This is a genomic window from Olleya sp. ITB9 (assembly GCF_001315805.1).
Taxonomy (GTDB): domain Bacteria; phylum Bacteroidota; class Bacteroidia; order Flavobacteriales; family Flavobacteriaceae; genus Olleya; species Olleya sediminilitoris.
In genome coordinates this window covers 24,427-40,846 of the sequence record NZ_BCBW01000047.1, presented here as the reverse complement: position 1 = coordinate 40,846, position 16,420 = coordinate 24,427, and the positions used below count along the sequence as shown (strand labels likewise).

Annotated in this window: 13 protein-coding genes; 1 reads left to right on the top strand and 12 read right to left on the bottom strand. The window is 33.2% G+C overall.

Annotation, left to right across the window (positions count from 1 at the left end; all coding sequences use genetic code 11):
- Positions 1-46 precede the first annotated feature (46 nt).
- Both ITB9_RS15875 and ITB9_RS15870 read right to left on the bottom strand, forming a co-directional pair.
- On the bottom strand, positions 47-2,785 hold the full coding sequence (locus ITB9_RS15875; RefSeq protein WP_054852648.1) for a T9SS type B sorting domain-containing protein: 2,739 nt from the start codon (positions 2,783-2,785) through the stop codon (positions 47-49).
- On the bottom strand, positions 2,758-6,519 hold the full coding sequence (locus tag ITB9_RS15870) for a choice-of-anchor L domain-containing protein (protein ID WP_261975670.1): 3,762 nt from the start codon (positions 6,517-6,519) through the stop codon (positions 2,758-2,760). The genes ITB9_RS15875 and ITB9_RS15870 overlap by 28 nt, the downstream gene beginning before the upstream one ends.
- Positions 6,520-6,772: 253 nt before the next feature.
- On the opposite strand from ITB9_RS15870, the gene ITB9_RS13475 reads away from it, so the two are divergent.
- Positions 6,773-7,585 (top strand): mechanosensitive ion channel family protein, encoded by an 813-nt coding sequence (locus ITB9_RS13475; protein ID WP_054852646.1) that lies wholly within the window; start codon positions 6,773-6,775, stop codon positions 7,583-7,585.
- On the opposite strand, the gene tsaB is transcribed toward ITB9_RS13475, so the two are convergent.
- From tsaB to ITB9_RS13425, 10 genes are all read right to left on the bottom strand, one after another.
- Entirely contained in the window at positions 7,586-8,263 is a 678-nt protein-coding gene (gene tsaB, locus ITB9_RS13470) for a tRNA (adenosine(37)-N6)-threonylcarbamoyltransferase complex dimerization subunit type 1 TsaB (RefSeq protein ID WP_054852645.1), read from the bottom strand.
- Between the two features lie 2 nt (positions 8,264-8,265).
- Positions 8,266-9,654, bottom strand: coding sequence for a TolC family protein (locus ITB9_RS13465; protein WP_261975669.1), 1,389 nt, complete (start codon positions 9,652-9,654; stop codon positions 8,266-8,268).
- Complete coding sequence (locus ITB9_RS13460) at positions 9,644-10,762, bottom strand: efflux RND transporter periplasmic adaptor subunit (RefSeq protein ID WP_054852643.1); 1,119 nt, start codon at positions 10,760-10,762, stop codon at positions 9,644-9,646. Before ITB9_RS13460 ends, ITB9_RS13465 begins: the two co-directional genes overlap by 11 nt.
- A 56-nt stretch (positions 10,763-10,818) precedes the next feature.
- Positions 10,819-12,060 (bottom strand): ABC transporter permease, encoded by a 1,242-nt coding sequence (locus ITB9_RS13455; protein ID WP_054852642.1) that lies wholly within the window; start codon positions 12,058-12,060, stop codon positions 10,819-10,821.
- A 3-nt stretch (positions 12,061-12,063) separates the two neighbouring features.
- Complete coding sequence (locus tag ITB9_RS13450) at positions 12,064-13,293, bottom strand: ABC transporter permease (RefSeq protein WP_054852641.1); 1,230 nt, start codon at positions 13,291-13,293, stop codon at positions 12,064-12,066.
- The gene (locus tag ITB9_RS13445) at positions 13,286-13,987 is read right to left on the bottom strand and encodes an ABC transporter ATP-binding protein (protein WP_028289308.1); all 702 of its coding nucleotides are present in this window, start codon (positions 13,985-13,987) and stop codon (positions 13,286-13,288) included. The genes ITB9_RS13450 and ITB9_RS13445 overlap by 8 nt, the downstream gene beginning before the upstream one ends.
- 105 nt (positions 13,988-14,092) lie before the next feature.
- Positions 14,093-14,323 carry a hypothetical protein gene (locus tag ITB9_RS13440; RefSeq protein ID WP_028606831.1) on the bottom strand — a complete coding sequence of 77 codons (231 nt, stop codon included), beginning with the start codon at positions 14,321-14,323 and terminating at the stop codon, positions 14,093-14,095.
- Positions 14,324-14,325: 2 nt separating this feature from the next.
- A complete protein-coding gene (locus ITB9_RS13435; RefSeq protein WP_054852640.1) occupies positions 14,326-14,871 on the bottom strand; it encodes a DUF420 domain-containing protein in 546 nt (181 codons plus the stop codon).
- 44 nt (positions 14,872-14,915) lie between these two features.
- Positions 14,916-15,662 carry an SCO family protein gene (locus ITB9_RS13430; protein WP_054852639.1) on the bottom strand — a complete coding sequence of 249 codons (747 nt, stop codon included), beginning with the start codon at positions 15,660-15,662 and terminating at the stop codon, positions 14,916-14,918.
- 8 nt (positions 15,663-15,670) lie between these two features.
- Entirely contained in the window at positions 15,671-16,387 is a 717-nt protein-coding gene (locus ITB9_RS13425; protein ID WP_054852638.1) for a hypothetical protein, read from the bottom strand.
- Positions 16,388-16,420: the final 33 nt, after the last annotated feature.

The window sequence follows — 16,420 nt, the reverse complement described above, 5'->3', positions numbered from 1 at the left end:
CATAACGTTCAGGCTTTTTTTGTATCACTATTAGTTTTAAAGCGTCTTATCGTTTTAAGGTAAAGTGGGCTTTAAATTGTTTTCTGGTGTTATTAGTGTCATTTGGTTCTCTGTAATCTACAGTAAACCAATAATCACTGGTTGGCATTGGGTTACCATTGTAGGTTCCATCCCATCCTGATCCGGTTGGACTTAACTGTTTTATTAGCTTTCCGTAACGATCAAATATGTAAATAACTGCATCTGGTTGATCTGAGATTCCGTAGATGTTCCATGTGTCATTAAACCCATCGTCGTTTGGTGTAAAGAAGTGTGGATAGTCCATGATTGATACTGGTACACTTCGCTCTCCACATCCGTTTATATCTCTTACTGTTATTATATGATCGCCTGCTCCTACATCTGTAAAGGTAAAGCTTCCGTTGTTTGGGATATTACTTTCCCATGGTCCATCGTCTAAACTAAATTCATATAGTGCTACCGTTCCGTTTCCTGTGGCTGTAACTTCTATGTTGTGAACATCTGCAAAGGCTTCTGTTAATAATTCATAGGTTACTGTTGGTGGCTCACTTTCTTCGACTATAGTCGTATCTGAGTTATTACATGTTGTGGTTACATTTGTTACTATAACTTCATAAGTACCTGCTTGGGTTGGCTCTAAACTGCTTCCTGTTTCTCCCGAAAGGGTTACTCCGTCTAATGACCACTCAAAGGTATATTGGGTTTCATCTAATCCTGTGTCTATGATTGGTGCGCTGACTACCTCTGATCCATTGGTATTGATACATAGTAAATAACTATCTTCTAAATCAAATTCTGGTAATGGATCGACTTCCAAGGTGATTTCAGCTGTATCGTAACAGATTGAACTGTCTACCATGGTTCCGGTTCCATCGTCTACCATGGTGTCGTTATCTACTCTTACATAAATTACCTGTGGGTTAACGATGTTTTCATACAATAATGGTAATGGATTGATTCCTGCATCTGCATCTGATTGTGACTCATAATAACTTACAATGTAGTTTAATGGATCTTGTCCGTCTAATACTTCTTCGTTTAAACTTTCTAAATCAAATTGTACACTATCATTGGTGGTGTCTCCATCGGTTTCCATATTATCATCACATTCTGAATAATCTAAGCTTTCCATGTCTGGATTGACTTGTGCTGCTTCTTGAACTTCTATCACAAACGTTGTTGTGGTATCACAACCAGTGATGGTATTAGTGATGTTTACATAAATGGTTTGTGGATTACTAGTATTAGTGTATGGACTAACTAAGTCATTCATTGATTGGTCTGCTTCTGCTTGTGTCTCATGATAAGTGACTGTAAAGAGGGTTGGATCTTGTCCGTTTAGGATTTCGTCCGTTTTACTCTCTAAATCAAATCCATATTGTCCGTCATTAAATAACTCGCAATAAATATAATCTGATATTGGCACTACTGCTGGTAATGGGTTGACCATGATATCAAAACTTACAATAGTGAAACATCCTGTTCCGCCTGTTCCTAAAGCATCTGATCCATTTGTTACACGTACATATATAGTTTGTGGTGTAATGGCTATGCCTGGATTGTTTGGATCTTCATTACTATGCATGGTTGGATCTACAATCTGATTGCTTCCCATTAAGGCATCGTCTAAGTCTGTGTAGTAACTTGCACTAACGTTAGCTTCGCCATTTATGGTTGCTACCTCGTTTGTGGTTAGATCAAAGATTTCAATTAAATCGTTTGGTCCGACTACATCTACATCATCACACAACACGATATTATCTGGGTTTGGTGCTGGTGTTGGGTTGGGTAATACACGTATGGTTAAGGTTGTGAATGAGAAACAACCTGTGTCGCCATCGGTAACACGTACATACACTGTTTGTGGATTGGCTGGATTGGTACCGACCATCATGTTAGTGTATTGCGTTGGGTCTGCTATAGCATTACTGTCTGCGGTAGCATCGGCTTGTGTTTCGTAATACGTCACGATCCAACTAGCATCTCCTGCTGTGATTTCATCATTTTTAACGGTTAAATCAAAAGTGGCTATCTCATCATTGTTTTCGTAATAATTAGCGTCTAACTCATCACAAATTGTTAATGGTGTTGGTTGTACGATTACTGGTGGAAATTCTACACTGATTATAAATTCGCCTGTGCTAACACATCCATTGGTATTGCTTACTAAACGTATATAAATAGTTTGTGGGTTGGTCGCGTTGGTATAGTTACCTGTGTTGACTATTGGACTACTTCCAGTGTCTGCATTGGCTTGTGTGGTGTGGTATGTTAGTGTGAAATCTGATGGGTTTTGAGTCCCTAAGATTTGAGGTGTCATTACCGTATCAAAATCAAATTGATTGAATCCATCGTCATTATCATCACAGACTACGTAATCGTCGATTGCTACTGGTACTACTGGTGAGGGTTGTACGTCTAATGGTAGTATAACGATAGTAAAACATCCTGTATTGTCGTTTTCTGCACGTACATAAACCATTTGGGTATTGGCTACAATGTTGGTGTATGGACTTATTAAAACATTAATGTCGTTGATGGCATCTGATTCTGTTTCGTGGTAGCTAATAGTGACATCTGGTTCTCCGTTTAAAATTGCTGTGGTTTGACTGTCTAAGTCAAAACTTGAGAATCCGTCATTGTCATCGTCACATACTACTAATGTTGCTGGTGTGGCTTGTGGTGATGGTGTTGGGTTTACTCGTAAATCTAAAGTAATGGTACTAACGCAATTAGTTACATTGTCTTCGGCTCTGATATACACGGTTTGTGCATTGGCAACATTGGTGTAAGGACTAAAATTTGGTCTGCTGCTGTTGCATTATCGGCTCCGAATTGTGTGAAGTAGTACGTTAACGTAATACCACTTTGTCCGTTTAAAATCTGTGCATTGGCATCTTCTAAAGTAAATTCTTCTTGGGCTAAAGCGCTAGTTTCTCCTGGTAAATCGGTAGCGTTACATAACTCTAATGCATCAGGTTGTACTAATACTGGTAATGGATTAACTACTAAATCCATTGTTGTTATTGTTGAACATCCATTAGCGTTATCGTCTACTCTTACCCAAATGGTTTGTAAATCTGGTGTGGTGTTTACGTAAGCATTTGGGGTTGCTATTGCATTTTGTGGCACTTCTGCATTGGCTAGAGTCTCGTAAAATGTAATTGTGTAATCTGCTGTTGCTAGATCGTTACTGGTATCTGAATCTAACTGGTTTAAAATCTCTGCATTATTTAATTCTAAATCAAAAACCGCAATACCATCTGTATCGTTATCACAAACTTCTAATGGGCTTGGGTCTGTGATTTGTGGGGTTGGGTAGACGATTAGGGTTAACGTTTCATAACTAGCACAAGCAGTTGATATGGTTGTACTTTCTACTCGTACATAAATAAATTGAGTGTTTTCTACAATGTTATTATATGGACTAGTTAGTGGGTTAACATTTAATTGAGCATCACTTGACGTTTCATGATAGGTTACCGTTAGTCCTGGTGCGCCTGCTGTGATTTCGGCATCTGCATCTGTTAGTGTAAATACTCCAAAACCATCACTATCTGGATCACAAAATGTTAGATCTGATGGAGGAAAGGTTACTGGTGCTTGCTCTACTTCTAATTGTAATGTTGTTGTCGTATAACATGTCGTGTTTACATCTTCTACTCGTACAAATATAATTTGTGGATTACTGACGTTATCATAAGGTATTGGTAATGGATTAACCTCTAAATCTGCGTCTGACTGCGTCAAATAATATGTCACTGAATACGCTGGGTTACCTCCACTAATCTCGTTGTTTTTGATACTTAAATCTATACTGGTTAATCCATCTGGTGTACCATCATCACATACTGATAATGCTGTTGGTGTGACTGCTGTGGGTAATGGATTTACAATTAAATCAAAAGTAGTGCTACCAAAACATGTTGGATTAGCATTTTCGTTTACACGAACATAAATAGTTTGTTGAGATACGACTGTATTTTGATATGCTGTTGGATTTGTAATTGGATTCATTTCTGATGACAAATCAGCCATATTTTCATAAAAAGAAACAGTGTAATCATTAGGATCTTGAACTCCTAAAATTGTCAACTCTTGTGAGGTTAGGTCAAAAACCTCAAATCCATCCTCTGATAGATCATCACATACTATCATATCCATTGGTTGTGTTGCTTCAGCTACAGCATTAACAACTAAAGTAAATTCTCCATTTGGGTCTTGACTAACAGCATAACAAGTTGAGTCTAAAATATTTTCTACTCTAACAAAAATAAATTCACCGTTGCTTCCGTTATACGGACTTGTTAAAGCGTTAGTATTTGAATCTGCATCTGTAAAAGAAGTATGATAAGTTACATCAAAATCCGTAGCAGATTGTGTCCCTAGTATAGAAAGTGTTTGAGATTCTAGATCAAAAAGCTCAAATCCATCATTTGAAGCATCATCACATACTTCCATATCCATAACAGGATTAATACCTGTTATGATAACGTCCAGATTAAATGAGTCTGTATCAAAACAAGTTTGAGACGCAGTATCATCAATTCTAACGTATATTGTTTCAGGATAAGTACCACTACCTATGTAATTTGAAGCATCTACAATTTCATTCACACCATTTTCAGCGTCAGTTAAAAGAGTATAATAACTAACATTTACTTCAGTTGGATCTTGAGTACCTATCACTTCAACATCGTTTAGGGTGAGATCAAATACCTCGTCTCCGGTAGGATTATCACAAACATTTATATCTATAGTATTTTGTATTATGGCGCCTGGAATAAATTCTACAACAACAGAATCAGAAGTTTGACAAGTTCCAGAAAAGACAACATCTACACTGTAAACTCCATCCTCAGTAGCATCTAATGTGGACCCTGTTTCTCCTGCTATAATATTACCATCCAAATACCAAACATGAGTAGCTGAAGGAACATTTGTATCAAGAGGAATTACACCTCCACTACAAATTGCTGTACCTTGAGCTATCGTTACATCTTCACCTAAATCACCACCTAAATCGAAAGAGCCAGCGTCTAAAAACACAGCTGCGTTATATGCTGAATCTCCATCATCAGCTATAACTAATTTTATCTTATAATTATTATTAGGTATGACATTTGCAAAAGCTGTCATTGGACGAGTATAACCTCTAAAATCAATTGGAGAATTTATTGTAGGTTCTCCTCCTGCACCATAATATGAATCAAAGTATCCTGGATTAGCTGAGGCACAAGAGGCATTATAAGCATTATCTCTTACTGTAAAAACAGACACAACATCTGTTGTTCCTGGCACAATTGCTAAATTAGTTACATTTCCAGTGGTAAGATCTGTTAATAAAAAGGCAAATGCATCAGTATAACTACACTGAAAACCTCCATATTCTTCTGAAGCAAATAAGAAATCAAAACTTATGGAATTAGCAATTGGAGCAAAATTAAATTCAATGTAAGTTGCATCGTTAGTATCCCCTAAGTTTAAACCAGGAATTGCGGTTTCTAAATCAGCATCACCTGCCCATCCTCCACTACTTTGGATTCCAGTTTCAGGTCCTTCAGCTTCCATAGCATCACCAGAATTTAAAACAATTCCAGATTCAAAAGCAAAAGCACCAGGAATTGCTGTAAAATATCCTATACCGTTTTCTTGTCCAAAATTAATACCAGTACTAGATCCAATAGAAGAAACAGTAGCACAAGGACTATTAATTAAAACATCCTCTACTAACTCATCTACAGTATATGTTGTTTGATCAACATCAATATATGGGCTTAAAACTTCAACTTCAACAGTGACTGACTCTGAGCATCCTGTTGGATTAATGTCACTTGCAGTAAATGTCACAGTGTAAGTCCCAGTATTATTATAGTCGTGACTAACAGACTGTCCTGTTGCTGTGGTACCATCACCAAAATTCCAACTATAAATAGCACCTATATCATCATCTCCAAAAACAGCACTACCATCAAAACTAACAGTTCCACCCAAAGCAATCTGAATTACTCCTGTACCATCGGCTACTGGATTTGTAGAGTCAATTGTCGGCGTAATATCTTGACAAGACTGTAAACAAGACACGTTTGCAGCCCATCCTAAAGTATTGATACTAGCATCTGATACAAACTCGATTGTTAGGCAACCTGAAGGACTGGTAGAAGACGCAGCAATTGTCCCTGGATTATTAGCTGCTCCTCCTCCTGAAAAAACACCAATAATATTTGCTGTAACATCATCACCATCATAAATAGTCATTACATCAGTACTTAATTGAGTACTAAATAAAGTAAACTGTAATTGGACAAACTGATCAGGTCCATCAGGGCAAATAGTCATTACATAGTTTTCATCATCATTATAATTTGATGTTGTTCCTCCAGAATCATAAAACACCCCAGAACATTGGTTAACTGTTCCGTTTTGCATAATAATATCTTGTGATTTTGCAGTTAGAACAATACTGAGGAAGGTTATAACTAGTAGAAGTTTTTTCATTTTTTATTATAAAAGGGATTAATATAATTACGATTTACAATTATACTAAAATTATGATTAATAAATTTAGCAAAAACACCATTATACGTGTTAAAATCAACAAAATAACTTTCGCTATTTGTAAGAAAAATATAGGTTATTTAAATTAACAACTCATTCTTTTTTAATAAAACAATTTTAATCTATTTATTCCTACCCTAAGAAAAAGATTAGCATTAATAATTATATTTGTTCAAAACAAAAAATATTTATTATGGATTTACAAAAATGGATTGATAAAGGCACTGAGTTAATTATTGAATATACGCCTAAATTAGTAGCTGCTATTGCTATTTGGATTATCGGTAATTTTATAATTAAGCAATTAGTTAAAGGCTTAAAAAAATTAATGGCAACTAGAAGTTATGATGAAAGTCTTCAGAAGTTTTTACTAAACCTTATCAATTGGGTTTTAAAAATTGTTTTAATAATTGTAGTACTAGGTACTTTAGGTGTTGAAACAACTTCTTTTGCTGCGATTATTGCTGCTGCTGGTTTAGCAATTGGTCTAGCATTACAAGGTTCTTTAGGTAATTTTGCTGGTGGAGTTTTAATAATGCTATTTAAACCTTTTAAAATAGGAGATTTAATTGAAGCTCAAGGAGAAGTTGGCGTTGTAAAAGAAATTCAAATATTTACTACAAAACTTACAGGTTTATCAAACAGAGAAATCATTATACCTAATGGTTCATTATCTAACGGAAATATTATTAATTTTTCTACGGAAGGTACACGACGTGTAGATTTAGTTTTTGGTGTAGGATATGATTCTGACATTAAAAAAACAAAAGACGTTTTAATGAAAGTATTAAAAGATCACCCAAAAGTTTTACAATCTCCAGAGCCAACTGTTAATGTTATGGAACTAGCTGATAGCTCTGTTAATTTTGCAGTTAGACCATGGTCTACAACTGAGGACTATTGGACTGTTTACTTTGATGTTACTGAACAAACAAAAGAAGCATTAGATGCTGCTGGAATAGAAATACCTTATCCTCATTCTGTTGAAATACAAAAAGAAGGATAATTATTTTTTAGGTTTTGGCTTTAAAGCAACAAAATCTTTTAAGTAATAAGGCTCAAAATAGGCGACATCTTCGATGTCGCTTTTTTTATACTTATCAAAACTTAATGCACTCATTTGTTCTGCAGAGGGCAACTTATTTTCAATAAAAATTGCGTTAGCGTGAGATAATAATGTTTTAGTTTTAGCAACACCATCACCAATAAAAAAGACTTTACCTATGTTTAATTGTTCTTCAAAAGAATTTTCGTCTAATATTTGAGCTTCAATCTTCCTAAGCAATCTATTGTTTATATCAAAAATAGCAGAATAAACTTCTAAGCGTCTTGCATCTAACATTGGCACAATAAGACCAGAATCTGCTTCAACTTGTTTTGCTAAAGCTTGTAAGGTAGATACAGAGATTAAAGGTATATTTAAAGCGTAAGCTAAACCTTTTGCTGCAGAAACACCAATACGTAGTCCTGTATAAGAACCAGGACCTTTACTTACTGCAATTGCTTGTAATTGTTCTGAATTTATTTTAGCTTCTTTTAAAACCTCCTCAATATAGACATGGAGTTTTTCTGCATGAGAATATCCATTTCCATAATCTTCTTTTAACACCAAAGTCTCTCCTTGGTTAGAAAGAGAGACTGAACAGTTTGTTGTTGATGTTTCTATATTTAATATATATGCCACTTTTATTCTGTTATTGGTTTGTCAAGATAAAAATCTAAAACTTTAGTCTTAAATACATAGTTATATTTTGCATTTAAAAAAGAGGACTGCGCATTTATTAGCCTATTTCTAACTTGTTCTAGTTGAAACGAAGTGCTAACACCTAAATCAAACTTATCCTGTTCATTTTGAAATGCTAATTCTTGAGATTCTAATGATATTTTTGAAGCTTCATATTGTGTTAATGAAGCTTTAGCATCTGCAAATGCTTGTTCAACATTAGACGTTAATGTTTGCTTTTCTTGCTCTAAAGCCAAAACGACGCGTTCTTTTGTAATTTCAGCACGTTTTACACTAGCATCTGTTCTAAAACCATTAAAAATTGGCACATTTAAACTAAAACCAACATTGTAACCAAGGTTGTTTTTAATTTGCTCTGCAAAACCATTTTTTTGTAATTCAATTATTGCTTCTCCCGAAGTTGCGTCAAATCCTGTAACAATGGGTAAAACATCGTCCTGTCCTTGTAAATGTTGATAAGAAGTACTTGCGCCTATACCAAAACTTAAAGTAGGTAGATATGCACTTCTAGCTATTTCATAGTTTAATTCTGCATTGTCTATACTTAGTTGAGCGCCTTTGATTTCAGGTCTATTATCTAAGGCGTAAGACAATATTTCGTTTGAGTTATTATATGCTAAAACTGCTTCAGTTAAATCAATATTAACATTTTCTACATCAAAACCTTGAGCAGGAACTTGTAAAAGTTGAGACAGGTTTAATAAAGATAATACGACATTATTTTCTGCATTGACTAAACGCTCATTATCTGATGCTAATTGAGACTTAGACACTAACAAATCTGCTCTTGCTCTTGCTCCTGCATCCACAAGTTCTTGCACTTGCTCTAAACTTTTTTGGCTAATTGCTACTTGCTCTTGGGCCTGCTTTACAGCTTCACGATTAAATAGAATGTTTAAATAAGCGTTAACTACATTTAATGATATATTATTTTTTAAAATATCCAACTGTACTTTACTACTTTCAATTCCTAATTCAGCTTGTTTTTGAAGGTTTGTATTTCTAAAACCATTAAACAAAGTAACACCAGTATTTAAACCAAACCCATTACCTCTTGAATCTCTAGAAATTCTGCTTCCATTTTGATCTATAAAGGAACCAAAATTCCAGTTTTGAGAAGCGCTACCGCTAACCGTTGGCAAAAAATTACCTTTTGCAGATTTTAAATCCTGCTCTGCTATTTGCTGATCTAATATAGATTGTTTTACCGAAATATTATTTTGCAAAGCATAGTCTACACTTTCTTTTAACGTCCATTTTTTTTCTTGAGCTACTGCTATTATAGTTATAAAAAATGCTAATGTAAATTGTAATATATTTTTAGTCTTCATCTTCATCGTTATCTTCTTTTGATGCTTTGTTCCACACTTTAATTTTATCTCCTTCTTTAACACCATCTGTAATTTCAACATTTATACCGTCAGATAATCCTAATTCTACATTTTGTTTTTCAAACTTACCAGCTTCTTTTTCAATTTCAACAAAAGGCTTTTCTGTAATTCTGTTAAACTGAAGTAAAGATTCTTTGATTACTAAAGTACTATCTCTACTTTCCATTTCTATTTCTGCATTAGCACTATAACCAGCTCTAATTTTAGTTGAAGGCTCTACAGTTACATCTGCTTTGATTGTAAACTGAACTGCTCCATTTTCTTCCATACCTTTAGGAGCTACAAAAGTTAATTTTGCTGGAAATTCTTTTTCGTTTATTGCTCCAAGGATGACTTTAATATCTTTTCCTTCTTCTAATTTTCCTACTTCAGCTTCATCAACTTTTCCTTCAAAAATCATTTTACTCATATCTGCAATTGTTGCGATAGTTGTACCTGCATTAAAGTTATTACTCTCAATAACTTGATCACCTTCACGTACAGGAATTTCTAGAATAGTACCAGGTATTAAAGCTACAATATTTGTATTTGCAGATCCACCACCAGATAAAGAACCACGTTTTATAATCTGATAATTATTTTGTGCTTGATTTAATGTTTCTTGTGCTTGATTTAAAGATAATTGACTGTTTTCAAAATCTTGTTTAGAAATTACACCTTTGTCAAATAATGTCTTATTACGATCGTACAATGTTTTTGCATTATTAAAGGATAATTTTGCTGTGGATATTTGACCACTTGCTCCAACTAAGCTTTGCTCGTTTGGTACTACTCTAATTTTAGCTATTACATCTCCTTTTTTAACTATATCACCTTCTTCTACAAGAATTTTATCGATAATACCTGAAATTTGAGGCTTAAGTTCTACCTCTTCCTCTGGGTTTAACTTACCTGTTGCAACAGTTTTGGTTTGCATAGATGTGTAAAAAGGAACTGCTGTTTTAAAATCTTCAACAGATTTTGAATTAGAATCTTTAAAGTATTTTAACACCATAACTAGTGCTGCTACCAAAGCTACTATTACAATTATTTTGATTATTTTTTTCATTTTTATACAGTTTACTCAGTTGATTTTATTGGTTTTAGTCTATATTTTGATTGATTCTATTCTTCTCTTAAAGCATCAATAGGCTTTATACTTGTTGCTTTAAAAGCAGGTATTAACCCTATTAAAGTTCCTAAAAACACTAATATTAATAAGGCTATAAATACTACAGCAATAGATACTGATGCGTTGACAATAACAGCTTCTGTACCTTGTCCAAAAGCAGCATCAAGCGCTATTAATATCCAGCCTCCACTAATTATTCCTAAAAGTCCAGCTAATAGCGTTATAAAAACAGCTTCTACTACTATTTGTCTTTTAATTTCATATGGTGTTGCACCTAAAGCACGTCTTACACCAATCTCTTTAGTACGTTCTTTAACCGTAATTAGTAAGATATTACCAATAGCAAATACTCCTGCAATTAAAGTTGCTATACCTACAAACCATGTTAGAAACTGCATACCAGTTAAAAAACCTGTGATTTTTGCAAATTCTTTACCCAAATTAAAACTTCCAAAAGCACGCTTATCATCAGGATGTATGTTGTTTAAGTTTTTTAAAATTAGTTTAGCATCTGCTTCAATTTGAGAAATGTCATAATCTGCTTTTCCTGTAATCATCATCCATCTAATCTCGTCTCCCATATTATAAATTTGCTGAAAGGTTGTAAAAGGAATATGCATGTCACTTGATGGTCCCATATTAGCGTTACCTGTTTCAAACATACCAACAACTTTAAAATTCATTCCGTTTAACTGAATGTACTCTCCTATCATTTCAGCATCTTTTTCAAAAAGTTGTTTGTAAATTTCTTCTGAAATAACGACTACTTTTCGATTTTGATCTATATCTGTTTGGTTAATAAATCGACCTTGTATCATTTTCTTTTTTTGGACTTGATCCAAAATTGGGTAATCACCATTGATACTAAAATTTCCTGATAAAAAATCGTGAACTACTAATGCCGAATTTACGTTTCTTGGAACCACAAACTCTATTCCCTCAACGTTTTCTTCAATTTTTTTAGCATCACTAACCGTTAAGTTTACTTGTCTACCTTCTTGAAAACCTTTAAAAGGCTTACTAGTACTCTGTGCCCAAACAAAAACACTATTTGTAGCAAAGTCACCAAATAATCGATTAAAAGAATTTTCTAATCCCTTTGCAGATCCTAATAATCCGATAAGCAGTAAAATTCCCCACCAAACACCAACCATAGTTAATGCAGAGCGTAGTTTATTTTTACTTAAACTATCGTAAACTTCTTGCCATGTATCTCTTTCGAATAAAAACATTATAATTTAATCATTTCTAAGTGCAACAATTGGTTTAATTCTAGAGGCTTTTTTTGCAGGTAAATAGCCTGCAATCCCTCCAGCAACTATAAGTGTTATTGATGCAGCAACTACTACACTTAAACTGACAGATGGGTCTTTAATAAAATATTTTTCAAGCATTGGACCTGCTAACTCTACAACTCCCATACCTATGAGCAAACCTACAAATCCAGCTATTAAAGTAACTAAAATAGATTCTAACAATATGATAAGCACAATGGATTTAGGTGAAGCACCTAAGGCTTTTCTAATACCAATTTCTTTAGTACGCTCTTTAACAATAAATATCATCATGTTACTAATACCAACTATTCCTGCTATTAATGTTCCAAAACCAATAACTAAAACCATAACACCTAAACCTCCTGTCATTTGGTTAATAGCCTTAGACTCGTTTGCCAAATTTCTTACTCTAATGGCACGTTGATCGTTTTGAGATACTAAAAATCTATCTTTTAGCTTTTTTGTAAGTTGGTTACTAAACCCTATGGCTTGATCAAAATTTAAATTAGGATTATAAGTCAAGTTAATTTGGTCTATATAATCGTTATTACCATATACTTGCTGCGCTGTTGAAATTGGCATGTAGATTAAACGCTCTTCATTGTCTCCTCCATCATCACTAAAAATTCCAACTACTTTGTATTGTATTCCGTTAAGGTTAATGTATTTTCCTAAGGCAGTTGTTTTTAAAAACAAATCCTCTTCAACTAATCGACCAATGACCACTACTTTTATTTTGTTATCCACATCTAACTGGTTGATGTAGCGACCATATTCCACTTTAGTGTTTTCTAAAAACTGATGATCAGGATGAACTGCTCTAATATTATAACTGCTTTGTTCGTTTCTAAAAGAAGCTATACCACCTCTGTAAACTCTTGCAGTTATAAATTGAACTTTATCTCCAAACTCATCTTTGATATATTGGTAATCTTCATTTTTAAATTGAATTTGACGACCAGCTTGCAATCCTTTATTGGCTTTTGAGGTACGTCCAGATTGTATAAAAATAGAGTTAGCTGCATCATCAGCAAATGCATTATCAAAAGTATTAACAAGACCGTTAACTACTCCAAATAGTATTGCAAATAAAGAAATAGCAAATGCTACGGTAAAACCAGACAGTAAACTTCTGGTCCTATTCATGTTTATACTTTGAAAAATTTCGCGCCAAAGATCTCTATCAAACATGTGCAGAAGCTCTTTCTTGATTAACAAATACATCTTCCATAATCACACCATCTTTGAGACGCACAATACGTTTACACATATTTGCAATATCCTCTTCATGAGTCACCATTAAGATGGTTTTACCTTCATCGTTTAACGATTGGATAAAATCCATAATCTCATAAGATGTTTTAGTATCTAATGCTCCTGTTGGCTCATCTGCCAACAATAATTTTGGATTTGCTGCTAAAGCTCTTGCAATGGCTACACGTTGTTTTTGACCACCTGATAATTCGTTAGGCAAATGGTTTGCCCAATTTGCCAATCCCACTTTTTCAAGATGAAATAACGATTTTTCTAAACGCTCTTTACGTTTTAGTCCTTGATAATATAGTGGTAGCGCAACATTTTCGATTGCATTTTTATAGTTTATTAAGTTGAATGATTGAAAAATGAATCCTAAAAACTTATTCCTATAAATTGCAGCTTTTTTTTCGGTAAGATTTACTATTGGTACACCATCTAAAATGTATTCGCCTTCATCAGCTTCATCTAACATCCCTATAATATTAAGTAATGTTGATTTACCAGAACCTGAAGATCCCATAATAGCAACCATTTCTCCTTCTTCTACAGAAAGATCAATTCCTTTTAAAACATGTAGGCTAGAATCGCCTATTGGGTAAGACTTATGAAGCTTGCTTATTTTGAGCATAGTGATGGTTTTTTTTGATTGATAAATGACTCAATACAAATAAGACTACTAAGCTTATAAAATGTTACATAATTATGTAACTATTTTTTAAAATAAATATATTTTTTAAATAGTCTTATTCTTTTTTACTTTAAAATATTTCCAATAAATAAAAAATCCTAATCCAAAAACTAGGATATAAGGGATTGACATTAGGTACACGATACCATTGTTTATTCCTTTAGCAGCAGTTTGTCCTTCTTCGTTTTCTAAAACTGCACGACACATTGCACATTGTGCATTGCTATGGATTGTAAACAACACTGAAATCACTAAAAATGAAATTTTATTTTTCATACTTAAACGTAATAAGGCGAAATCATTAAATACACAATAACACCTGTTACTGCAACATACAACCATATAGGGAAAGTTATTTTCGCTATTTTTTTATGACGTTGAAAATTATTTGTAATACCTCTTACATAAGTAATTAACACAAAAGGAATAACTACAATTGATAGTAAAATATGTGTTATTAAAATAAAATAATACACATATTTAATCATGCCTTCTCCTCCAAACTTAGTTGAATCACTAGTCATGTGATAAGCAACATACATTAATAAAAATAAAACCGATAGACTTATAGCAAACTTCATTAAGTTTTCATGTAGTTTTTGGTTATTATTTTTAATTGCCCAAACAGCAATTATTAATATCAATGCTGTTAAAGCATTAACACCTGCATAAATTGGAGGTAAAAAAGTTAATGGTTCTATATTAAAACCAAAATCTTTTAATTTTATAGTAAATAGTATTGCAACTGCAACAGGAATTACAACAGATAAAATGATAATCCACTTATTGTATTTTTCCTCTCCATTTAGTTTTCTAGTACTCATAATAGTTATTAATAAATCTGACGGTTATCAGAATAATGTTTTCTTTACTCTTGCAATAATTTGGCAATATCTTCTTTCAAGATAGTAATTTCTTGATCATTTCCATCTTCATCTACTTTTTCCTGCTCACTAATAACGCCTTTGTAAAATATTTTAGGGTTACCAAAGTCATCTTGTCTAGATCTTAAATAACCTTCTTTATCCACTAAAGCAAAATCACCAGAATGCTCAAAATTGTCTGTATCAACAAAAATATTAAACCCTATGTTTGCTAGTTTGTAAATGTCTTCTTTTGCACCAGTCATTAAATGCCAATTGGGATTAGTAACACCATAATCTTCTGCATATGCTTTTAAGACCTCTGGAGTGTCATTATCTGGCATAATACTAAAAGAGGCAATACCAAAGCCTTTATGGTCTTTAAAATTGTTTTGAATAACTGTTAGGTTAGAACTCATCCTTGGGCAAATTGTTGGACATGTCGTAAAAAAGAAATCTACGACATAAACCTGACCTAAGTAATCTTTGTTAGTTATCGTTTTACCGTTTTGATCTGTAAAATTAAACTCTGGTACTTTTTTACGCTTACCATCAATAACTAAATAGTCTAACCCACTTGTTTTAGTAGACTCTGTATTAGTATTAACAAGTATACCTTCACTTCTGCTTTCGGCAGCACGATTAATATCTTTGTTATTTATACGATCTATTATTTTTGGAATAAAAATAATACCAAATAATAAAATTATAAATGAAACACCTATGTAAGAATAATTTGCCTTTTTGCTCATGATACTTATTAATTTAAATCCCCTTTTAAATCGTCAGCACGTCTTGAAGTAGAGTTAAATTCTCCTTTACGCTTTTGTCTATACTCAGTAAATAAAACACGCAAATCATCTGCTCCCATCACATTTTTAAGTTGTGCAACTTCGGCAGCATTATAAGCTGTTAAAGGATAAGCTTCACGCTTGTTTTCTATTTCTTTTTTAGTACGATTATCTAAACGACCACGTTGATCTAATGCCTTATCTATAATAAACACTTTGTTTGTAGAAAGATTAAAATCCAATACATCACTTGATCTTAAACTATTAAACATTTTTTTTATATCCGAATCATTTAAATACACAAACTTCCAGTATTTAAGTTCACCATATTTAGTAAGCTCCTGTTTTAATCTGCCTGCTGCTACTTTTGCTTCTTCAGAAACCAAAGTCACAACTTGAAACTTTTTAAAACCTTGAAACTTATCGTAAATTAATTCTTTAAGGTTAGACATCTCGACAACTCTAGCTTCTGGATCTTTACCTAAAAAGCCTAATACAGTAATGTAGTCTTTAAATTGAGCTTCAGTGTTTGCTGATGATAAATTTTGAAGATCTAAGACTTCTGTCTTAACAACTTCTAAAGGATTATAGTTATTTGTTGAAGGATATAAAAACAATAAAAATATAACTGGAAGAAAAAATAAAGCGCTTAGGGTAACTACTTTTTTGATATTTTTTTTATCCATTTTTATTGTATTTGTAATGAGATTACAAAAATA